This window comes from Aureimonas mangrovi (assembly GCF_014058705.1).
Taxonomy (GTDB): domain Bacteria; phylum Pseudomonadota; class Alphaproteobacteria; order Rhizobiales; family Rhizobiaceae; genus Aureimonas; species Aureimonas mangrovi.
This window is the reverse complement of the sequence record NZ_CP059692.1, coordinates 1,143,001-1,163,199: the sequence shown is the minus strand read 5'-3', so window position 1 is coordinate 1,163,199 and position 20,199 is coordinate 1,143,001. Positions and strand designations below refer to the sequence as shown.

Below are 20,199 nucleotides of genomic sequence, written 5' to 3'. Positions count from 1 at the left end.
TGATCGGCGCCGCTACGGCTCTTATCTTCGCGGCCTGAACCGCCGGGAATCACGTCGCATGCCGATCCGCCAGCTTTCCGAGACCGTGATCGACCGGATCGCCGCCGGCGAGGTGGTGGAGCGCCCCGCGAGCGTCATCAAGGAGTTGGTCGAGAACGCGCTGGACGCCGGTGCGCGCTCTGTCTCGATCGCGACGGCCGGCGGCGGCAAGACCCTGATGCGCGTCACCGACGACGGCTGCGGCATCCCCGTCTGCGAGCTTCCTCTCGCCGTGCGCCGCCATTGCACCTCCAAGCTTTCCGAAGACCTCTTCGACATCCGCACGCTGGGGTTCCGGGGCGAGGCGCTTCCCTCAATCGGCTCGGTCGCGCGGCTCACCCTTCGCTCTCGCGAGCGCGGCGCGGACGAAGCGCACGAGATTGAGGTGCAGGGCGGCCGGCTCTCGGGACCGCGCCCGGCGGCGCTCTCGACAGGCACCGTCGTCGAGGTGCGCGATCTCTTTCACGCCGTTCCGGCGCGGCTGAAGTTCCTGAAATCCGAGCGCGCCGAAACCTCGGCGATCACCGACACCGTGCGTCGCATCGCGCTCGCCTTCCCGGCCGTGCGCTTCGAGCTCTCCGGGCCGGATCGCACGCGGCTGGTTCTCGAAGCCGGTGCGGAGGACGATCCGCTGCCGCGCATCGGCGCGATCCTCGGATCGGAATTCGCCGAGAACGCCGTTCTTGTCGATGCCGAGCGGGAGGGCGTGCGCCTCACCGGTCATATCGGCTTGCCGACCTTCCATCGCGGCAACGCGCTGCACCAGTTCGTCTATGTCAACGGACGGCCGGTGCGCGACCGCATGATGCTGTCCGCCCTGCGCGCGGCCTATGCCGACGTGATGGCGCGCGACCGGCACCCGGTCGCCGTCCTGTTCGTCTCGATCGACCCCGCGCTCGTCGACGTCAACGTCCATCCGGCCAAGGCCGACGTGCGCTTTCGCGATGCCGGCCTCGTGCGCGGCCTCATCGTCGGCGCGCTGCGACAAGCGCTGGCGGGCGTCACGGTGCGGCCGGACACGGCCGGCGCCTCAGGCCTGATGGCGCGCTTTCGCAGCTATTCCGCGCCCGCGCAGGCGAACTACGATTTCGCCACCGCGCCCTTCCGCCCGCTCGACGAGCCCTCGGGATCTTCGCGAGGCGGCCTTGCCGAACCAGCGGACGCGGCCATGCGCTTCGAGGGCTTCGCTCCGCAAGCGCGCGCCGAGCGCGAGCCGCCAGCGGCCGCATCACAGCCTGCAGCGCCCTCCGGCGACTATCCACTGGGCGCGGCGCGCGCGCAGATCGACCGCGCCTTCGTGGTGGCGGAAACGGGCGATAGCCTCGTCATCGTCGACCAACACGCCGCGCACGAGCGCCTCGTCTACGAGGCCCTGAAGGAAGCACTGCACGCGCGCCCCCTGCCCGCGCAGATGCTTCTCATTCCGGAGATCGTCGACCTGCCCGAGGGCGACGTCGACCGGCTCGATGCTGAAGCAGAGACCTTCGCGCGCTTCGGCCTGACGCTGGAGCGCTTCGGTCCGGGCGCCATCGCCGTGCGGGCCGTACCGGCGATGCTCGGCCAGACCGACGCGGCCGCGCTCGTGCGCGATCTCGCCGACGATCTCGCCGACACGGGCTCGGGCGCCGGCCTCCAGGAGCGTGTCGATCATGTCGCGGCCACCATGGCCTGCCATGGCTCCGTGCGCTCGGGGCGCGTCCTCAAAGTCGAGGAGATGAACGCTCTCCTGCGGCAGATGGAGACGACGCCGGGCTCCGGGCAATGCAACCACGGTCGCCCGACCTTCATCGAATTAAAGATCCGCGACATCGAGAAGCTGTTCGGGCGGCGTTGACGGAACGCGCCGGTGGGTGTTTCAAGGCGCCTCAACGATCTGCGAAAGCGAAGACGCGATGATGAACCGGATGGACGGCGGCGGCGAGGCCCTTCTGCGCTACGACACGCCCGAATTCACCGTGATCCGGCCGGGCGGCTATGTCCGCTGCGCGATCACCGGCGACCAGATCCCCCTCGACATCCTGAAATACTGGAGCGTCGATCGCCAGGAAGCCTATCGCGACGCCGCGGCCTCGCTCGAAGCCGAGCTGCGCGCCGGCAAGGGCCGTCGCTAACCCGCGTGCTTCGCGAAAACTTCGACCGCCTGCCGCACCAGCGCGGCGGCCGTCTCGGGCGGCTCGAAGTGCATCTCGATCTCGAGAACGAGGCTTTGCTCCAAGACCTCCAGCCCTAGTGCGCCGCAAGCTTGAAGCCGCACGGCGTCCTTGCGCGTCGTCGCGAGCGTGAGGCCTCGCCTGCCCGCATCGGCCAGAAGCGCGCCTAGTTCGCCTTCGGTGAAAGGGTGGTGGTCGGGGAAGTCGCGCGTCTGCGTGATCTCGGCGCCGCTCTCGCGCAAGCTCGCATGGAATTTCGCCGGATCGGCAATGCCCGAAAAAGCGAGCACACGCCGGCCGGCAAAGCCTTCCGCATTGGTCGGCGCCGTGCGGGCACGATGGACCGGCTTGCCGGCGGCATGCGCCGCCGCTTCGGCTTTGGCGGCGCCCTCTCCCGCCCCGACGATGACCAGTGCATCGGCATGGTGCGTCTGGAGGCCGAGCGGCGCGCGCAGCGGGCCTGCCGGTATCACCGCGCCGTTGCCCGTCCCGCGTGATGAATCGACGACGAGGAGCGCAAGGTCGAAGGCGAGCTGGGCGCTCTGGAAGCCGTCATCCATGATGATGAGATCGCAGGCCCCACGATCGACGAGGAGCGCCGCGCCGGCCGCGCGGTCGCGCGAGACGGCAGTCGGGGCAAAGGCCGCGAGCAGCAACGGCTCGTCGCCGACGATGCTCGCATCGTGACGCTGCGGATCGACGAGAAGCGGCTGCGCGGCATTGCCGCCGTGCCCACGCGAGAGGAAGCCCGGCCTCAGCCCTCGCGCACGCGCAGCCTTTGCCAGCGCCAGCGCCGTCGGCGTCTTGCCGCCGCCCCCCGCGACGGGATTGCCGACGCAGATCACAGGCGCCGGCGCGCGCCAGCGCTGGCCGTTCTTAAGGCGTCGGCCGGCGACGGCAGAATAGAGAGCGGCGGCGGGAGCCAGGGCGCGGGAACGCCAGCCGGGCGGCCGCCACCAGAAATCCGGCGCGCGGCCCACGGTCATTTCGGGTTGGCGTCGCGCCGCCGGTCGATGCCGCCGGCCAGCCGAAGAGGCTGCAGGAAAGGGTCGAGCGCCTGCATGGTCCGCGAAAGCGCCCCGCGCATCTCCTCCACCGAGGCAAAGGCCGCGTCGGCCATCTGGTGGCGTGTCACCGTCTGGAAGAGCAGGAGGTCGACCTGCGCGGCAAGCTGCTCGGTGTCCTGCACGATGCGAGCGCCGCCATCCTTGATCAACCGCTGGTAGATGTCGCGGAAGTTCTGAACGTAGCGGCCGGACAGGATCGCCGTCTTCAGCATCGCCGCCTCGAGCGGATTCTGCCCGCCCTGCGAAGCCAGCGAGCGGCCGACGAAGGCGATCTCGGTCAGGCGCAGGTAAAGGCCCATCTCGCCGACCGTATCGCCCAGAAGGACATCCGTCGTCGGGTCCGGAAGTTCCCCGCGCGAGCGCCTTGCGACCGAAAGGCCTTTGCCGGTCAGCATCTTCTCGATCTCGTCGCCGCGCTCCACATGGCGCGGCACGATGATGGTCAGGAGCCGCGGCCGCTTTTCGAGGAGCTTCTGGTGAACGTCGGCGGCGATCGCCTCCTCACCCGCATGGGTGGAGATCGCCGCCCAGGTCGGGCGCGCGTGGCCGATCGAAGCCGCGAGAGCGTCGTATTCGGCGCGGTCCAGCGGCGGCGGCTGGGTGTCGGCCTTCAGGTTGCCGACAACGTTGACGGCGCGCGCGCCGAGCATGTGGAAGCGTTCGCCGTCCACTTCGGACTGGGCGGTGATCTGCGCGAAATTCTCCATCAGCGCCTCGGCCAGCGAGGGCACCGCGCGCCAGCGGCGGAAGGAGCGATCCGACAGGCGCGCATTCACCAGCACCTGGGGAATGCGGCGGCGCTGCAGTTCCATCATCGTCATCGGCCAGATCTCGCTCTCGGCGACGATGGCGAGATCGGGCTGCCAGTGCTCCAGAAAGCGCGCAACCGACGGCTTGAGGTCCAGCGGCACGTATTGATGGACGACGCAGTTCGACAGGCGCTCGTTGACGATCGCCGCGGAAGTGACGGTCTGCGTCGTCATCACGATCGGGATGCGTTCGGCTGCGATCTCGCGCACCAGCGGCGTCACGGCGGCGGTCTCGCCGATCGAGGCGGCGTGAACCCAGATCAAGGGCCCGCTTTCGGGGCGCGGCCGGCTGGCGAAGCCGTAACGCTCCCGTCGGCGCGCGCGTTCGCGTTCTTCCTTTCCACGCGTCGCGCGCCAGCCGACATAGGAACCGACGACCGGATAGGCGAGCGTTCCCGCTGCGCGGTAGGCCGCAAGCGCGGCCCTTGCCCAACCTTCGCTCACGAGCGCGGACCTTCGATCGCCGAACCGTCGACCAGCGCGAGGGCACGGCGGTTAGCGGCCTCGATGGCCTCCGTCACCTCGCGCCGCTTCGCCTCAAGGCCCGCCTCGTCGAGATCGCGCGGCACGAAGATCGGATCGCCCATCACCACGGCCACGCGCCCGAAGGGCAGCGGCAGGGTGATACGGTCCCAGGTGTTCTCGATCACGCGGCGCCGCGAGGTGACGGCGGCCGAGGGGATGATGGGGCGGCCCGACAGGCGCGCGAGCGTCACGATGCCGAGGCCGGACTGACGCGCGACGCCGTTCGGAACGTCCGCGATCATGCACACGCCCTTGCCTTCGCGCAGCGAGCGAAGGAGCGCGAGAAGCGCCGTGACGCCGCCCTTCTTCGACGTGGCTTCGCGCACGCGCCCGCCAGAGCCGCGCACCGTGTCGATGCCGAAGCGCTCCACGACGCTGGCGTTCAACTCGGCATCACGACTGCGCGAAAGAAGCGCAACATAAGGCAGTTCCGCCGGGCGAAAGAAGGGCGCGAGGAGATGCTGCCCATGCCACAGGCCCACGATTGCCGGGTGTTCCTGGGTGAGGATTTCGCGGAACGGACTCGATCCGCGAACGAGCGTCTGCGAGCGGTAGGTCAGGCGCAGGACCGTGTAGAGCGACGATCCAAGGACGCGCGTCGCGGCGTTCGATCGGCCGACGAGCTTCAGACGCCGGCGCAACCTGCGTCGCAACGACTTCCTTGCCGGGCGAACCGGCTCGTCAGGGGCGCGCATCACGCCCCCATCCGCCACAGTGCGATCCATGAATACCGCCCTGCCGTCATGCCTGCGTCGTCGGCGCCTTTCCAGGCTCGAGCAGGCGATGCATGTGGACGATGAAGTAGCGCATCGCCGCATTGTCGACGGTCGACTGCGCCTTGCCGCGCCAGGCCGCCAGCGCCGAGGCATAATCCGGAAAGATGCCCACGATGTCGAGCGAGGACAAATCCTCGAACTCGACGCGCTCGAGACTCTTCAGCTCGCCGCCGAAGACGAGGTGGAGAAGCTGCTTCGGCTCGGTGGAGGCCACCATGATCGTTACTCCTTCGATTGCGCCGGCCTCGCGCCGGCCAGGCCGTCTGCCGTCAGGTGATCGGCGAACCGCCGCATGCGCTCCAGCGCCGGGCCCGCGCCGGCCACGAGGAGGCCATGCCTTCTCGGATTGAGCTTGTAAAGGTGCCGCTCGCCGCGCTCGTTCAGAAGCGCTCCACCCGCCCGCTCGATCAACAGGTCGGCGGCGGCAATATCCCAGTCATTGGCGCGCGGATGGACGATCGTACCCGCCAGCCGCCCGGAGGCGACCATCGCCAGGCGATAGGCGAGCGATGGGATCGCCTTGTGGAATTCGAGCGCATCGCGGTCCTCCTCGCGCATGCGAAGACGCACCGCGTCGGGCACGGAGACGACGAGCCTTCCGTCCTCGACAGCCTCCCCTTCACCCGGCAGGCCGGCCTCGCGCCACTCCAGCGAAAGTGACTTGCCGTTGAGAAGCGGCAGCCCGCGCGCGGTCGCGCTGAACACTTCGGCAGCCACCGGCGCATCGATCACGCCGACGATCGGCCGCCCCGCTTCGATGATCGCCAGCGAGACGCACCACGTCGCCTCGCCGCGCAGGAAAGAGCGGGTACCATCGATCGGATCGACCACGAAGAAGCGTGTCTCGCCGCCCTGCGGCGGCTCCGACGCTGTTTCCTCGGACACCCAGCCGTATTTCGGCCGCGCCGAGAGGAGGAAGTCGCGCAGGTAGCCGTCGACCGCGAGATCGGCCTGGCTGACGGGTGAGTTGCCCTCCTTCCAGAACACCTGCGGGTCGCGTCGGAAGAAGCTCATGGCGATCGTGCCGGCCTCACGCGCAGCACGGATGAGAAGTTCGAGGTCGTCCTCCTCGCGCGCCATCCTACCGCCCCGCCACCGTCATTTCACCCAGATGCAGCGTCGGCGCGACGATCTGGTAGCGCTCGTCGGCATCGTTGGCAGGCCGAAGCGCCATGAACATCTCCGACAGATGCCCGGCGATCGTCAGTTCCGAAACCGGGCCGCCGAGTTGGCCGCCTTCGATCAGAAAGCCTGAGGCGCCGCGTGAATAGTCGCCGGTCACGAGATTGGCGCCGCTGCCGATCAATTCGGTCACGTAGATGCCGCCCTCGGCCGCCGCCAGAAGATCATCGGGGCTCTCGGCGCCTTGCGTCATTACCACGTTGGTTGCGCCGGGCGACACCCCGCCGCCCGAGCGCATGGCGCGCCCGTTGGTCTGGAGGCCGAGTTCGCGCGCCGTGGCTGTATCGAGAAGCCAGGAGGCAAGAACCCCGTCCTCGACGAGAGAGAGCGATGCCCCGCGCACGCCCTCCCCGTCGAAGGGGCGCGATGCGGCGCGGCGCGCGAGCAGCGGCTCGTCCCGCACGTCGATGCCGGCCGGCAGGACCGCCCTGCCCATCCTGTCCTTCAGAAAACTCGTGCCGCGCGCGATCGATGCTCCGTTGAGCGCCGAGACAAGGTGGCCGACGAAGCCCCGCGCCACGCGTGGATCGAAGACGATGGTCCGCCTGCCGGTCGGCAGCGAGCGCGGGTTCAGGCGCCGCACCGCGCGCTCGCCGGCCTGCCGGCCGATAGCCTCGGGCTCTTCGAGATCGGAGAAATGGATGCGCGAATCGAAATCGTAGTCGCGCTGCATACCGGTGCCCTCGCCGGCAAGGACCGAGACCGAGCGCGAGAAGCCCGAGCGCCTGCGTGCGCCAGAAAAGCCACCGGATGTGACAAGGACAAGGCCGGCGAAGCCTGCGCTCGCGGAAGCTCCGCCGGAATTGGTGACACCATCGACGGCGCGCGCGGCGTCCTCGGCGGCGAGAGCATCCTCGCGCAGTCTGTCCGCCGCGACGTCGGTATCGTCGAAGAGGTCAAGATCGAGATCGTCCGTGGCCAGAAGCCCCGCATCGGCAAGGCTGGCGAAGGGATCCACCGGCGAAACGCGCGCCATCGCGATCGCCCGCTCGACGAGGCGCTCGACGTCGGCTCCTCCGTCGGCGGCCACGCTTGCGACACGTCCGTCAACGAAAACGCGCAAGGTCAGGTCTTCGCTTTCGGACGATTCCGTCGCTTCCACGGTCCCTAGTCGCACCTGCACGGAGCGCGAGTGCGAGCGTATCACCGCCGCGTCAGCCGCATCCGCGCCAAAGCGCTTCGCGGTCGTCATCAGTCTATCCGCGACATCCAGGAGACGCGCGGTCCCGTCTTCGATCATGCTGCCAGCCGTTCGTTCGAGCATACCCATTTAGGGCGAAACCGTCCGTCGATAAACCGGCGTCGCGCGATTAGCCGTGAACGGTGCTGCTACGAAGCCGCGCTGACTTCCGAGGCGCTCTTCAGCACCTTCTGTCCGTCTTCCTGCTCGATGAGGTAAGCGGGCTTGTCCTTCGAGGCCTTCCGCTTGATGGACTTCCCGTCGATCTTGCGATCGACATCCTCGTGAAAGGTCTCGATCACCTTTCCCGAAGCCTTGCTCGATCCCCACTTCCACTCGACCTTCGATCCCTTGCGAATGCTCACCGTATTCTCCTTTCCTTACAGACGGTCACAAGACGGCGTCGATGGAGCTGGTTCCCGGAGCGCGAGCCTCAAAACGCCGCAGCCAGTCGCGGAACCGCCTCCCTCCATCGCCGTTGCGCTCATCCATCGATGAGGCAGTGGAATGAGCGGTAAACTGGAAGCGCATGCCGAGCGGCTGGGGCTCGTGATGGTGGATCCGAGCACGTTCGAGATCGAGCGCCACCGTTCCGGCAAGGGCCACCGCGTCTGCTTCGCCAATGGCGAAAAGATCACCGACAAAGTCCTGAAGGCGCGCATCAAGGCGCTCGTCCTGCCGCCGGCCTGGAGCGAGGTTCGCATCTGCGTCGAGGAGAACGGCCACATCCAGGCGACAGGCCGCGACGAGAAGGGCCGCCTGCAATACCGCTACCACGATCTCTGGGTGAACGTGCGCAACGCGGTGAAGACCGAGCGCCTCCTGCGCTTCGGCCGCACGCTTCCCAAGCTGCGCAAGCGGATCGACAGGGATCTTCGGCGAGATCGTGCGGACCGTACGATGACGGCCGCAACGGCCGCACGCCTGATCGACGTGGAGGCGCTGCGGCCGGGTCACGAAAAATACGCAGCGGATGGCGGCCGCGGCGTCGCCTCACTGCAGAAAAAGAACCTTCGCATTACCAACAAGGTCGCCACACTCTCTTTCGTCGGCAAGTCGAACAAGGCCCACCGCATCGAGGTGCGGGACAAACGGCTGATCAGGTCGCTTCAGAAGGTGCGCCAGGGAGCTGGCAAGCGCCTGTTCCGCTTCGACGGCGGCGGCAAGAAGGGGCGCATCCTGACAGCCAACCTTCTGAACGACTATCTGCACCAGGCAGGCAACCCGAAAATTTCGGCGAAGGACTTCCGCACATTCCATGGCTCGGCCGAGGCGCTGCGCTTCCTGATTGAGGACACGAACGGAAAGACCGACACGGCCTCCAAGCGCAAGCGCGCGGTGGCGTCAGCCATGCGCTCGGTCGCCGAACTTCTGCGCAACACGCCGGCGGTGGCGCGCTCCTCTTACGTCCACCCGGAGATCGTAACGGCGTTCGAGGAGGAGCGGCTGGACAGGAATCTCCTGACCGGACGTGCCCGTGAAGGCCTGACAAAGGTCGAGAGCGGGTTGATGCGCTTCCTTGAAGAAACGGCCGCGCACTGACGCACGACGTCAGCCGGCGCGCGCAGCCGTCTCCACAAGCGCGGCGATGTCGCGCTTGGCCTCCTCGCGCACGAACGCCGTGTCCTTGAGGATCGAGGCGACGCGCATGAAATCGAGCACGCGGTAACGCGAAACCGGCGGCCGGATCAGAAGGCCCGGCGGATCGTAGCGCCGCTTCATCTCGATCACGGCGTGCATCATGAGCTGCGAGGCGCCCATCATCGTATCGATCTGCGTCGGCACGACGCTGCGCCGCCCTTCCGATCCGTCCGGTGGCCCGGTGACGTCCACCGCGACGGTCGTCGTGCAATAGTCGGCCAGAAGGTCGTAGGGCAGCGGGTTGCAGATGCCGCCATCGATCAGGATGCTGCCGTCCCGCACGACCGGCCGGAAAACGGCCGGGAGCGCGATCGAGGCGGCCAACGCCGATACGAGGTCGCCCTCGTCGATGTTACAGCCGCAGGCTTCGTAGAAGCAGGTCGCCGTCACCGTCAGCGGGATGTCGAGTTCCTCGAAAGTATGGGGCATGCCGATCGGCATGAACTCGCCGATGACACGCTCGGCGTTCATCTGCCCGATGCGAAAACCGCCCTCCGCGATGAATTCGGCGAAGGAGGCCGCTCGCGTGCGCCACAGATGGCTTAGCACCGAGCGCGAGTTGCCGAGATGATCGAGTGCGTAATCCTCGATCTCCCGTGCGCTCATGCCGGCGGCGTAGGCCGCGCCGAGCATCGCACCGATGGAGGAGCCGGCGATCGCCGCAGGACGGATGCCCAGATCGTCGAAGGCGGCAAGAACGTGGATGTGTGTGATGCCACGCGCCCCACCGCCGCCCAGCGCGAGGCCAATGCGCGGCTCCGAACCGCTGTCCAGGCTCGTGGCAAAGCGCTCGGCGATGCTCATGGGTCCTCGGCTCTCAGGTCGTCGTTCTGGGGCCTTAGTTAGGCCGCGACGCCTGCCTCGCCAACCCGTCTTTCGCCGTCATTCGGCGGACGGGCCGACCACGACAACGCTCGGCTCCACCGTCAGGAGTTCACCCGCCACGCGCCTGACGTCGTCGAGCGTCACCGCGTCGATTTCGGCCTCGCGCGTGTCGATATAGTCGATGCCGAGACCGTCGAGCTGGATGCCGACGAGCGTAGAGGCGATGGAGAGTGAGGACGACAGGTTCTGGATGGCGTAGGCGCCCTTCACGTACGCCTTGGCCTTTTCCAGTTCCTCCTCGCTCGGTCCCTCCTCGGCCATGCGGCGCATCTCGGCCTCGATGATCTCCAGGCTCTCGGCCGCGCGGTCGGCACGCGTCGCGGTGGAAGCGCCGAGAAGCGCGGCGTGGTCGTAGGTCGCCAGATACGAGCCGACGCCGTAGGCCAGGCCCCGCTTCTCGCGGATTTCCTGGAAGAGCCGCGAGGTGAAGGTGCCGCCGCCGAGCACGTGGTTCATCAGATAGGCGGCGAAGAAGTCCTCGTCGTCGCGCTGGAGGCCGGGGACGGCGAGCTGAATGTTGGCCTGCGGCACGGGGAGCGTCATGTCCGTGCGCGCTCCGGTCACCGGAACGACATCATCGACGGGCGCGATGTCGGCCGTCTCACGCAGGGGGCCGAACACCTCGTCGAGCTTCTCGCCGAGCCGCTCGGCATCGATCGCGCCGACGACGCCGATGAAGAGATTGTCGCGCCCGAAAGCGCTCGAACGATAGGCTTCCAGATCCTCCGCGGTCACCGCGTTCAGCGTGTCGACCGTGCCTTCCACGGGCCGAGAATAGGGATGATCCGGGAACACCGTCTCGCGAAAGGCCTTGCCGGCGACCGTGCCGGGGTCGTTCTCGTCGGCGATGATCCCGGTCTCGATCTGGCCACGGATGCGCGCGACGGGCTCCTCGTCGAAGCGCGGCTCGTTGAGGGAGAGGCGCAGGAGATCGAAGGCCGCATCCTCGTTTTCGACGATCGTGCGGAAATTGCCGGCGAAGGCATCGTAGGAGGCCGAATAGGAAAGGCTGACGCCGAGTTCGTCGAGCCTTGCCTGGAACTCCTCGCTTCCGATGTCTCCCGCGCCTTCGTCGAGAAGACCGGAGAGAAGGTTCGCCGTCCCTTCCTTGCCGGGCTGGTCTTCCGTCGAGCCGCCGCCCTTGAAGGCGAAGCGCATGGCAACGAGCGGGTTGGTGTAGTCCTCGACGAGATAGGCGGTGATGCCGCCGGGGCTCGTCACCTCCTGGATCTCGATTGCGGCGGCGGGGCCTGCCGCGAGCGCCGTGGCCCCGAGCGTGACGACGAGCGCGGCCGAGAAGCGGACGAAGGGCATGCGAACAGTCATGAGCGGCGATCTCGTGTCGTGGGGGCGCACAGCTTCAGGCGCAAAAGGGCGAGCGATCAGGGCGCGCATCACATCTCGTCCGTCGAAGGCGCGCCCGTTTCGCCCCTTGCGGGTGCGCCGGCCGGAGCCCCTGCCGGGGCTGCCGCCTCGGCCGGCGCAACGGGCGTTGCGGCGCCGGGCTCGGGCAGGAGATAGCCGGTAACCGAGCGGTCGTAGCGCAGATACTCACGCGCGGCCGCGTTCACCTGGTCAACGGTCACGGCCTCGATGCGCGCCGGCCACTCCTCGACGTCCTCGATGGTGCGGCCGGTGGTCAGCGCCGCGCCGTAGCGGCGAGCAAGCGAGGTCTGGCTGTCGCGCTGATAGATCAGGGCGTTGCGCACGCGGTTCTTGGCGGCGGCGAGTTCGTCCTCGGTGATGCCGTCCGCGAGGATACGCTCGACCTCGGCCTCGATCGCGGCCTCGACGGCGTCGAGATCGGCCGTGCCGCGTGGCGTCCCGTAGGTCGCGAACTGGCCTTCCATCAGCGCATCGCCTGAATAGTAGGCGCCGACGCCGGCCGCGATCCCCTGTTCGACGACGAGCGCGCGGTAGAGCCGGCTCGTCGTGCCGCCGCCGAGAATGTCGGCGAGGATGTCCAGCGCCTCGCTCTCGCCAGGCTCGCCGGTGTTCTCGGACGGCGCCACATAGGCGGTCTGGACGGTCGGCTGCGTCACGCGCGGGTCGTTCAGCGTCACCGTGCGGCGGGTCAGCGCGATCGGCTCGACGGGGCGCACGCGTGGGCCGGGCTCGGCGCGCTGCTCCACCTGGCCATAGGTGCGCTCGGCCATCGCGCGGACCTGATCGGTGCTCACGTCGCCCGCGACAATCAGGACGGCGTTGGCGGGCGTGTAGTAGCGGTCGTAGAAGGCGATCGCGTCCTCGCGCGTCAGCCCTTCCATCTCGCTCTGCCAGCCGATGATCGGTGTCCCGTAGGGGCTGTTGGTGAACAGCGTCGCCTGCATGGCCTCTTGGAGCTGGGCGGCGGGATTGTTGCCGATGCGCATGCCGCGCTCTTCCAGGATGACGTCGCGCTCCGGGTCCACGGCCGCGTCGTCGAGCACGAGATTGCTCATCCGGTCGGCCTCGAAGCGCATCATCTCCTCGAGCGCGTCGACGGGCACCTGCTGGAAATAGGCGGTGTAGTCGTAGGAGGTGAAGGCGTTCTCCTCGCCGCCGATATCGGCGATGGCGGCGGAGAACTCGCCTTCCGAGTAGGTGGTCGTGCCCTTGAACATCAGGTGTTCGAGGAAGTGCGCGATGCCGGACTTGCCGGGCATCTCGTCGGCCGAGCCCACCTTGTACCAGACCATCTGCGTGACGATCGGCGCGCGGTGGTCGGGGATGACGACGACCTGAAGATCGTTGTCGAGCGTGAAGCTCTCGATCTGTGGCCGCAGGTCTTCCGCACGCTGCGCCGCCTCGCTGGCGTCGGAGGAGACGAGTTCGCCGTCTGCCTGAGCGGGGGCCTGAGCGGGTGCTTCGGTTGGTGCCTGTGCGGGCGTCTCCTGCGCCGAAAGCGGTCCGGCGGCGATGAGGAGCGCGAGAAGGCTGATGCCGGCGCGGGCGTTGATACGGTTCATGGCGTCGTCTTCATCCTCGTCGTCGTCGAACCTGACCCGCTCGGCGGGCGCGGCAGATATGGCCGAGCGGGAAGAAAGGCACCAATTACGTTTTTGTAAGGGCTCCTGCCCTCATTCGCCGGCTTTCTGCGGCGACAGGAAGCGGATCGCGCTCTCGCCCATCACGCGCTCGTCGAGAAGCCTGAAGCCGACGGGAAGCTCGAAGGTCGCGTCCTTCGCCTCTTCCAGCACCGCCAGTGCGCCGTCCTTCAGCCAGCCGCCCGCCAGCGCACAGGCCAATGCCTTCTCGCCCAGCCGCTTTCCATAGGGCGGATCGGCAAGGACGAGATCGAACGGCTCGAGCGTGCCCACGGGCCCGAGCGCACTCGCATCGCGCCGGAATATCTTGGTTCGGCCCTGCAGCCCGAGCGCGTGAGTGTTCTCGCGCAGGAGCCCGCGTCCTTCCACACCCTCTTCCACGAAGACGCAGAACCGCCCCCCGCGCGACAGCGCCTCGATGCCGAGAGCGCCGGTGCCGGAGAAGAGGTCCAGCACCCGCACACCTTCGAGATCGAAGTGCAGCCCGTGGGCGATGATGTCGAACAGGGCGCCGCGATGACGCTCCGAAGTCGGGCGGATGGCATCCGTCTTCGGCCCCGCAAGTGCGCGGCCCTTCAGGCTCCCGGCAACGATGCGCAGCAAGGCGGAACCGCCTCAGCGCTCGGGACGACGCGGCTTGTCGCCGCGCGGAGGCCGAGCCTCGGCCGGGCGCGGCTTGCGTGGGGCGCCGCCCGCGGCAGGCCGCGGCCCGCGCGAGACGCCGCCCTCGCCCCGCAGGCGGTCGCGCTCCTCGCGCTCGGCCTTCTTCTTCTCGCCCACGGCCCGCGCACCGGGTGCCATCCAGACATTGGCCGTACGCTTCGGCGCATCGGCAGGACGGCGCGCGGGACGCGCGTCATCGCCAGCGGACTTGTCTCCGAAGGACTTATCGCCGCGCGGGCCGAAGCTCTTGGGCTTGCGCTCGCCGAAAGGGCGATCGCCGCGCTCCGGGCGTGGACCACGATCCGGGCGCTCGCCGCGCGGGGCACGGTCCCCTCGCTCGCCCCGGTCGGCGCCGCGTGGCTGGCGCGTGTCGAGGCGGCCGAGGGCATCCTCGCGCTTGGCCGCGCCGAACTTCTTGCGGTTCGGCCTGCCGCCATCGGAGGCCGAGATCCACTCGCTCCTCGCAGAACCCTTGCGCTCGCCCGGCTCGGCCTTCTCGGACCGCTCGGCCTTCACCGGCTTGTTGGAGAAGGTGTTGACGATCGGGGCGTCGAAATCGGCGCCCGCCTCCTCGATCAGCCGCTCGCCGAGCTGGTCACGCAGCGTGCGTCCCTTGATCTCCATGACGGCGCCCTCGGCGAGTTCGCCGAGCTGGAACGGCCCGAAGGAGACGCGGATGAGCCGGTTCACCTCCAGCCCGAGATGGCCGAGGATGCGCTTGACCTCACGGTTCTTGCCCTCGCGAAGGCCGAGCGTCAGCCAGATGTTGGAGCCCTGCTCTTTGTCGAGCGTCGCCTCCACCGCGCCGTAGAAGACGCCGTCGATGGCAATGCCCTGGCGCAGTTCGTCGAGCTTGGCCTGCTCCACCCGGCCGTGCGCGCGCACGCGGTAGCGTCGCAGCCAGCCCGTCGCCGGCAGTTCGAGGACGCGCGCCAGCCCGCCGTCGTTGGTCAGGAGGAGGAGGCCTTCGGTGTTGATGTCGAGCCGCCCGACGGAGAGAACGCGCGGCAGGTCTTCCGGCAGGCGGTCGAAGACGGTCGGCCGCCCCTCCGGGTCGCGGTTGGTTGTGACGAGCCCGCCCGGCTTGTGGAAGAGCCAGAGGCGCGTGCGCTCGATCGCCGGCAACGGCGCACCGTCCACCTCGATGCGGTCGGACGGTTTCACGTCGACAGCCGGGCTGTCGAGAAGCTTGCCGTTCAGCCTCACGCGCCCGTCCGCGATCATGCCCTCTGCATCGCGGCGCGAGGCGATGCCCGCGCGCGCCAGCCGCTTGGCGATGCGCATCGAACCGTCACCGGCAGTCTCCCCGGACGGAGCGCGGTCATCGCGACGCGGACGCTCGTCGCGCATCGGGCGGTCTTCCCTCGCGGGGCGATCCTCACGGCGCGGACGATCGGAGAAGTTGCGCGGCTTGCGCTCGCCTCCCTCGCCGCTGCCCTCCGGGGCGATACGGCCATAGCTCTTCGGGCGCTTCTGCGAGCCGTCCACCTCGCGTCCGCCATGCGAAAACATGCCCCGGCTCTTCGGCACGAATCCCTTGCGCTCGCCGCGCTCCTCGCCCCCGGGGCGGTCTTCGCGCGGGCGAAAGGGCTTGCGCTCGGCCCGTTCGCCGCCATCGGCGCGCGCGCCTTCGCGTCGCTCGCGGACCGGCTTGTCGCCGGACGGGCGGCCACCGGCCCGGCTTTCTCCCGGCTTCCCGGATCGCTTCGGCCCGCCCGGCTTGAAATCGCCTTTCGATGCGCCGCCGGGCCCGCGGCCACGAGCGCCGCGTCGCTCGCCGTCTCCGCCGCGCTTGCCGTCGTCGTTGCCGCTCTTGTCGTCCATGGTCGTCTTGCCTCTTTTGCGGCGGTCTGTATCAGGTCGGAATCGTGTGAACGAGGGGAAAACGACGCGTCGTGCCACGCAACGGCTTCATGGAACAGGCGCTCGCGGAAGCTGCGCGCGCGGGCGAGCGCGGCGAGGTGCCGGTCGGCGCAGTGATCGTGCGCGGCGACGACGTCGTGGCGAGCGCAGGCAACGAGACGCGCGCGCGCAACGATCCGACCGCCCACGCCGAGATCGTGGCGATCCGCATGGCCTGCGAGGCGCTCGGCCAGGAACGGCTGACGGGTTGCGACCTCTACGTCACGCTGGAGCCCTGCGCCATGTGCGCGGGCGCCATATCCTTCGCGCGCATCCGCCGGCTGTATTACGGCGTTGCCGACGAGAAGGGCGGCGCGGTGGAGCACGGCTCGCGCTTCTTCTCGCAGGCCACGTGCCATCATTCGCCGGACGTCTATTCGGCCATTGCGGAGGCGCCGAGCGCAGCGCTTCTCAGGGACTTCTTCGCCGCGAGGCGCAGCGATTGATCCGGCAGCGAGCGATCAGAACGGCAGCGCGTTGCGGATTCGCTGGCCGATCGGCTGGGTGCCGCGCGAGCGCCGCTCCTTGATCTCCTCATCGACGCCCAGTTCACCGACGGGCGCCGAAGCCGAGGCCTGACGATATTCGACCGGCGGCTCGGTGAGGTAGCGACGCTGGTTCGTGTTCCCCTGCCGTGCGGCCTCGCGGGCGGCGGTGACGCGCTGGCCGACCTCGTTCAGCTCGCGCGGATCGATCCAGCTGCCGTCCTGTGCCGAACGCGAGATCGAGGAGAGCGGGGCGCGGTTGCCGCGCGAGCCGATTTCGACCGGCTCGACGGCAGCAGCGGCCGCCGCTGCCTGCTGCTCTTCCTCCACGACGGCACGCGGCGTCTGCGGCGGCGGAAGCTGGCCGATCTGGTCGGGGCGCACCAGTTCGGGGCGCTCCTCGTAGTTGATGCGCTCACGCGACGGCGAGCCGAAGGAGAACATGCCATCAACGTCGTTCAGAAGCTGCGCGCCGGACGTCGTGCCGGTGCCGTAGGTCGGCCCCATGCAGGCGGCGAGGGACAAGCCGCAGGTCGCGACGGCGGCGATGCGCAGCGTGGAATGCCTGTTGATGCTCATCGATCGTTTTCCCCATCGCATTGGCCGGCAGGCCGGAGGGCGCGCAAATTCATGCATCCCGCGCCCTCGCACCACAATCCGGCGAATTGCAGGCAAGCTATAAAGCGCCCGCCCCGCCCCTGCAATCCTGACGGCCTCAGGCCGGCGCGTAACCCAGCTCGCGCAGCGCGCCAGCGTCGCGCAGCGTCACGTCCGGATAGTCCGGATCGGCGCCGACATCCTCGGTGACCTTCCAGGAACGGGCGCATTTGCGGCCCAGTGCCGGCTGGTGGACAACGGCGATGCCGGGTGCATCGGGCAGGCGGAACGCCTCGCCGGGCGCCTCGCCCTGCCCAAGGGTGAAGCCGCTGGTGATCGCGATCTCTGCGAAGTCGACGCTCTCGACGAGCGCGCGCAGGGCCGCGTCGTCAATGTAGACCACCGGTGCCGATTCGAGCGAGGAGCCGATCTCCTTGGCCCGGCGCTTCTCTTCGAGCGCACCCATGACGACGCGGCGCACGCGGCGGATTTTCTGCCAGCGAGCGGCGAGCTCGGGTTCGCGCCAACCCTGCGGCGTTTTCGGGAACTGTTCGAGATGCACCGAGACGGCGTCCGGGTTCAGCGAGAGCCACGCTTCCTCCGTGGTGAAGGGCAGGAGCGGTGCCAGCCATTTCACCAGACGGTCGAAGATCAGCCGCACCACCTGCAGCGCCGCCTTGCGGCGTGTGGAGGACGGCGCATCGCAATAGAGCGCGTCCTTGCGCACGTCGAAATAGAAGGCCGAGAGCTCGACGACCATGAAGTCGATCAGCGTTCGCGCGATGCGCTTGAAGTCGAAGTTGTCGTAGCCCTTCTCGACCACCTCGCCGATCTCGGCGAGACGATGCAGCATCAGGCGCTCGAGTTCGGGCATCTCGGCGAGCGGCACGTCCTCGCCCGTATCGTGGGCGAGCGTGCCGAGCATCCAGCGGATCGTGTTGCGCAGCTTGCGATAGGCGTCGACATTGGTCTGGAGGATCGTCTTGCCGAGCCGAAGGTCCTCCGAATAGTCGGAAGAGACGACCCAGAGCCGCAGGATGTCGGCGCCCGACTGCTGGATCACCTCCTGCGGCGTCACGACGTTGCCAAGCGACTTCGACATCTTGCGCCCGTCCTCGTCCATGACGAAGCCATGCGTCAGAACCGCGTCGTAGGGCGCGCGGCCGCGCGTTCCGCAGGCCTCCAGGAGCGAGGAGTGGAACCAGCCGCGATGCTGGTCCGAACCTTCGAGATAGAGGTCGGCGGGCCATTTCAGGTCGGGCCGCTTCTCCAGGCAGAAGGCGTGGGTGGAGCCGGAATCGAACCAGACGTCGAGGATGTCGCGGACCATGGCCCACTTCGTGCCGTCATGCTCGTTGCCGAGGAAACGCTCCTTGGCTCCGTCCGCGAACCAGGCGTCAGCGCCTTCCTTGGCAAAGGCTTCAGTGATGCGGGCGTTCACCGCCTCGTCCTTCAGGACCTCGCCGTCCTCGTCGACGAAGACGCAGATCGGCACGCCCCAGGCGCGCTGGCGCGAGAGCACCCAGTCCGGCCGGTCGGCGATCATGCCGCGCAGGCGGTTCTGGCCGGAGGCCGGCACGAAGCGCGTCTCGTCTATGGCGCGCAGGGCACGGGCGCGCAGCGTGTCGTCGGCCTGCGCCGCGGCATCCAGCCCATACCCGCCGAGGTCCTTATCCATATGGACGAACCATTGCGGCGTGTTGCGGAAGATCACCGGCTTCTTCGAGCGCCAGGAATGCGGGTAGGAGTGTTTCAGACGGCCGCGGGCGAGCAGCATCCCCCGCGCCACCAGCGCATCGATCACGCGCTTGTTCGCATCACCCTTCTTGCCCTTGTCGTCGATGACGCGCGCCGGCCCGCCTTCCGCATCGGGGCCGAAGCCCGGCGCGTCCTTGGTGTAGAAGCCGTCATCGTCGACCGTGAAGGGGATCGCGGCGTCGATGCCGCGCGCTTCCAGCCCACGCCGGCTCGCCATCCATACGTCGAAATCCTCGCGGCCGTGGCTCGGCGCGGTGTGGACGAAGCCCGTACCCGCCTCGTCGGTGACGTGTTCGCCCTCGAGAAGAGGGACCGAGAAGCCGTAGCCTCCGGCGAGGCCGGCCAGCGGATGCTCGCAGACGAGGCCGGCGAGATCGCCGGGCGCAATATCGGCGAGGCGGCGGAAGCCGTCTTCCGGCACGCGCGCCTTCGCGAAGACATCCGAGGCCAGAGCGTCCGCAAGGACGTAGCGCTCCCCCTGCTTTGCCCAACGCGGGTGGTCGGCATCCTCCGGCGCGCTCACCTCGTAGAGGCCGTAGGAGACGCGGTCCGAAAAGGCTATGGCGCGGTTGCCCGGAAGCGTCCAGGGCGTCGTCGTCCAGATCACCACGAAGGCACCATCGAGCGGAGCGGCCTGCGAAACGCTGACGCTCGCCCCACCCTCCGCGTCACCGTGGAAGGCGGCAGGATAACCCTGCGGCACCGCCTTCAGATGAAACTTCACCCAGACCGTGTCGGACTCGTGGTCGTGATACTCGACCTCGGCCTCGGCGAGCGCGGTCTTCTCCACCACAGACCACATGATCGGCTTGGAGCCGCGATAGAGCTGTCCGCTCATCGCGAACTTCAGGAGTTCGCCCGCGATGACGCTCTCGGCCTCGAAGGCCATCGTCAGATACGGATCCTTGAAGTCGCCCTCGACACCGAGCCGGCGGAACTCGCGGCTCTGCTCGCCCACCCAGTGCGCGGCGAAGTCGCGGCATTCCTGGCGGAACTCGTTGACCGGCACCTCGTCCTTGTCGCGACCCTTGGCGCGGTACTGCTCCTCGATCTTCCATTCGATCGGCAGGCCATGGCAGTCCCAGCCGGGCACGTAATTGGCATCGTAGCCGCGCATCTGGAAGGAGCGCGTGATGACGTCCTTCAGGACCTTGTTGAGCGCGTGGCCGATGTGGAGATTGCCGTTGGCATAGGGCGGGCCGTCGTGCAGCACGTATTTCGGCCGCCCCTTCCCCGCCTCGCGCAGCTTCTTGTAGAGATCCATCCCGTCCCAGCGCTCGATCCATCTCGGTTCGGCCTGCGGCAGGCCCGCGCGCATCGGAAACTCCGTCTGCGGCAGGAAGAGCGTCTTGGAATAGTCGGGCGCGGTGTCGTTCTTGGTCATGGCGTCTTTTTCGCATCGCCGCCGGCGCGACGGGAAGGCGCCATGGAGCGGGTCAAACAGAAGGGCCCGGATGAAGCCGGGACGGATCGGTGCCCCGGTCCCGCTGCGCTTCAGAGCGAGGGCGAGACCG

The 20,199-nt window shown here is 68.3% G+C and carries 18 protein-coding genes; 4 read left to right on the top strand and 14 right to left on the bottom strand.

Translation table 11 applies throughout. The features are described from left to right. Positions 1–58 precede the first annotated feature (58 nt). A complete protein-coding gene (gene mutL, locus H1343_RS05440) occupies positions 59–1,873 on the top strand; it encodes a DNA mismatch repair endonuclease MutL (RefSeq protein ID WP_185984902.1) in 1,815 nt (604 codons plus the stop codon). 61 nt (positions 1,874–1,934) lie between these two features. Further along, positions 1,935–2,150 carry a DUF2093 domain-containing protein gene (locus H1343_RS05435; RefSeq protein WP_185985501.1) on the top strand — a complete coding sequence of 72 codons (216 nt, stop codon included), beginning with the start codon at positions 1,935–1,937 and terminating at the stop codon, positions 2,148–2,150. Here the strand turns inward: H1343_RS05435 and lpxK are convergent. The 7 genes from lpxK to H1343_RS05400 form a co-directional block, all read right to left on the bottom strand. Continuing rightward, positions 2,147–3,175 (bottom strand): tetraacyldisaccharide 4'-kinase, encoded by a 1,029-nt coding sequence (gene lpxK, locus H1343_RS05430; protein ID WP_185984901.1) that lies wholly within the window; start codon positions 3,173–3,175, stop codon positions 2,147–2,149. The genes H1343_RS05435 and lpxK overlap by 4 nt on opposite strands. Further along, positions 3,172–4,509, bottom strand: coding sequence for a lipid IV(A) 3-deoxy-D-manno-octulosonic acid transferase (gene waaA, locus H1343_RS05425; RefSeq protein WP_185984900.1), 1,338 nt, complete (start codon positions 4,507–4,509; stop codon positions 3,172–3,174). The genes lpxK and waaA overlap by 4 nt, the downstream gene beginning before the upstream one ends. Further along, positions 4,506–5,315 carry a lysophospholipid acyltransferase family protein gene (locus H1343_RS05420; RefSeq protein WP_185984899.1) on the bottom strand — a complete coding sequence of 270 codons (810 nt, stop codon included), beginning with the start codon at positions 5,313–5,315 and terminating at the stop codon, positions 4,506–4,508. The genes waaA and H1343_RS05420 overlap by 4 nt, the downstream gene beginning before the upstream one ends. 16 nt (positions 5,316–5,331) lie before the next feature. Then, complete coding sequence (locus H1343_RS05415; protein ID WP_185984898.1) at positions 5,332–5,583, bottom strand: DUF4170 domain-containing protein; 252 nt, start codon at positions 5,581–5,583, stop codon at positions 5,332–5,334. 5 nt (positions 5,584–5,588) lie between these two features. Next, positions 5,589–6,446, bottom strand: a complete 858-nt coding sequence (locus H1343_RS05410; RefSeq protein WP_185984897.1) for a 3'(2'),5'-bisphosphate nucleotidase CysQ — start codon at positions 6,444–6,446, stop codon at positions 5,589–5,591. 1 nt (position 6,447) lies between these two features. Further along, entirely contained in the window at positions 6,448–7,788 is a 1,341-nt protein-coding gene (locus H1343_RS05405; protein ID WP_185984896.1) for a TldD/PmbA family protein, read from the bottom strand. Positions 7,789–7,877: 89 nt separating this feature from the next. Further along, positions 7,878–8,093, bottom strand: coding sequence for a hypervirulence associated TUDOR domain-containing protein (locus H1343_RS05400; RefSeq protein ID WP_343048895.1), 216 nt, complete (start codon positions 8,091–8,093; stop codon positions 7,878–7,880). A 142-nt stretch (positions 8,094–8,235) separates the two neighbouring features. Between H1343_RS05400 and H1343_RS05395 the strand changes: the two genes are divergently transcribed. Continuing rightward, positions 8,236–9,270, top strand: coding sequence for a DNA topoisomerase IB (locus H1343_RS05395; protein ID WP_185984895.1), 1,035 nt, complete (start codon positions 8,236–8,238; stop codon positions 9,268–9,270). A gap of 9 nt (positions 9,271–9,279) precedes the next feature. On the opposite strand, the gene H1343_RS05390 is transcribed toward H1343_RS05395, so the two are convergent. From H1343_RS05390 to H1343_RS05370, 5 genes are all read right to left on the bottom strand, one after another. Continuing rightward, the gene (locus H1343_RS05390) at positions 9,280–10,173 is read right to left on the bottom strand and encodes a patatin-like phospholipase family protein (RefSeq protein ID WP_185984894.1); all 894 of its coding nucleotides are present in this window, start codon (positions 10,171–10,173) and stop codon (positions 9,280–9,282) included. A 78-nt stretch (positions 10,174–10,251) separates the two neighbouring features. Then, positions 10,252–11,580: a M16 family metallopeptidase gene (locus tag H1343_RS05385; protein ID WP_246333360.1), complete on the bottom strand. Its 1,329-nt coding sequence runs from the start codon at positions 11,578–11,580 to the stop codon at positions 10,252–10,254. A 68-nt stretch (positions 11,581–11,648) separates the two neighbouring features. Beyond that, positions 11,649–13,202, bottom strand: coding sequence for a M16 family metallopeptidase (locus H1343_RS05380; protein WP_185984893.1), 1,554 nt, complete (start codon positions 13,200–13,202; stop codon positions 11,649–11,651). Positions 13,203–13,313: 111 nt separating this feature from the next. Next, positions 13,314–13,880 carry a 16S rRNA (guanine(966)-N(2))-methyltransferase RsmD gene (gene rsmD / locus H1343_RS05375; RefSeq protein WP_185985498.1) on the bottom strand — a complete coding sequence of 189 codons (567 nt, stop codon included), beginning with the start codon at positions 13,878–13,880 and terminating at the stop codon, positions 13,314–13,316. Positions 13,881–13,895: 15 nt separating this feature from the next. After that, a complete protein-coding gene (locus tag H1343_RS05370) occupies positions 13,896–15,767 on the bottom strand; it encodes a pseudouridine synthase (protein ID WP_246333358.1) in 1,872 nt (623 codons plus the stop codon). 89 nt (positions 15,768–15,856) lie between these two features. Between H1343_RS05370 and H1343_RS05365 the strand changes: the two genes are divergently transcribed. Then, complete coding sequence (locus tag H1343_RS05365) at positions 15,857–16,291, top strand: nucleoside deaminase (RefSeq protein ID WP_185985496.1); 435 nt, start codon at positions 15,857–15,859, stop codon at positions 16,289–16,291. 15 nt (positions 16,292–16,306) lie between these two features. On the opposite strand, the gene H1343_RS05360 is transcribed toward H1343_RS05365, so the two are convergent. Together H1343_RS05360 and ileS are read right to left on the bottom strand one after the other, a co-directional pair. Next, a complete protein-coding gene (locus H1343_RS05360; protein ID WP_185984892.1) occupies positions 16,307–16,909 on the bottom strand; it encodes a hypothetical protein in 603 nt (200 codons plus the stop codon). 136 nt (positions 16,910–17,045) lie between these two features. Further along, positions 17,046–20,069, bottom strand: a complete 3,024-nt coding sequence (gene ileS / locus H1343_RS05355; RefSeq protein ID WP_185984891.1) for an isoleucine--tRNA ligase — start codon at positions 20,067–20,069, stop codon at positions 17,046–17,048. Between the last annotated feature and the right edge of the window lie 130 nt (positions 20,070–20,199).

What these genes read in the sequence shown, in the direction of transcription:
- H1343_RS05370 (WP_246333358.1), bottom strand. Translation starts at nt 15,767, where the DNA reads ATGGACGACAAGAGCGGCAACGACGACGGCAAGCGCGGCGGAGACGGC.
- H1343_RS05380 (WP_185984893.1), bottom strand. Translation starts at nt 13,202, where the DNA reads ATGAACCGTATCAACGCCCGCGCCGGCATCAGCCTTCTCGCGCTCCTC.
- H1343_RS05435 (WP_185985501.1), top strand. Translation starts at nt 1,935, where the DNA reads ATGAACCGGATGGACGGCGGCGGCGAGGCCCTTCTGCGCTACGACACG.
- ileS (WP_185984891.1), bottom strand. Translation starts at nt 20,069, where the DNA reads ATGACCAAGAACGACACCGCGCCCGACTATTCCAAGACGCTCTTCCTG.
- H1343_RS05405 (WP_185984896.1), bottom strand. Translation starts at nt 7,788, where the DNA reads ATGATCGAAGACGGGACCGCGCGTCTCCTGGATGTCGCGGATAGACTG.
- H1343_RS05410 (WP_185984897.1), bottom strand. Translation starts at nt 6,446, where the DNA reads ATGGCGCGCGAGGAGGACGACCTCGAACTTCTCATCCGTGCTGCGCGT.
- H1343_RS05420 (WP_185984899.1), bottom strand. Translation starts at nt 5,315, where the DNA reads ATGGATCGCACTGTGGCGGATGGGGGCGTGATGCGCGCCCCTGACGAG.
- mutL (WP_185984902.1), top strand. Translation starts at nt 59, where the DNA reads ATGCCGATCCGCCAGCTTTCCGAGACCGTGATCGACCGGATCGCCGCC.
- H1343_RS05360 (WP_185984892.1), bottom strand. Translation starts at nt 16,909, where the DNA reads ATGAGCATCAACAGGCATTCCACGCTGCGCATCGCCGCCGTCGCGACC.
- H1343_RS05385 (WP_246333360.1), bottom strand. Translation starts at nt 11,580, where the DNA reads ATGACTGTTCGCATGCCCTTCGTCCGCTTCTCGGCCGCGCTCGTCGTC.
- H1343_RS05365 (WP_185985496.1), top strand. Translation starts at nt 15,857, where the DNA reads ATGGAACAGGCGCTCGCGGAAGCTGCGCGCGCGGGCGAGCGCGGCGAG.
- lpxK (WP_185984901.1), bottom strand. Translation starts at nt 3,175, where the DNA reads ATGACCGTGGGCCGCGCGCCGGATTTCTGGTGGCGGCCGCCCGGCTGG.
- H1343_RS05395 (WP_185984895.1), top strand. Translation starts at nt 8,236, where the DNA reads ATGAGCGGTAAACTGGAAGCGCATGCCGAGCGGCTGGGGCTCGTGATG.
- H1343_RS05415 (WP_185984898.1), bottom strand. Translation starts at nt 5,583, where the DNA reads ATGGTGGCCTCCACCGAGCCGAAGCAGCTTCTCCACCTCGTCTTCGGC.
- H1343_RS05390 (WP_185984894.1), bottom strand. Translation starts at nt 10,173, where the DNA reads ATGAGCATCGCCGAGCGCTTTGCCACGAGCCTGGACAGCGGTTCGGAG.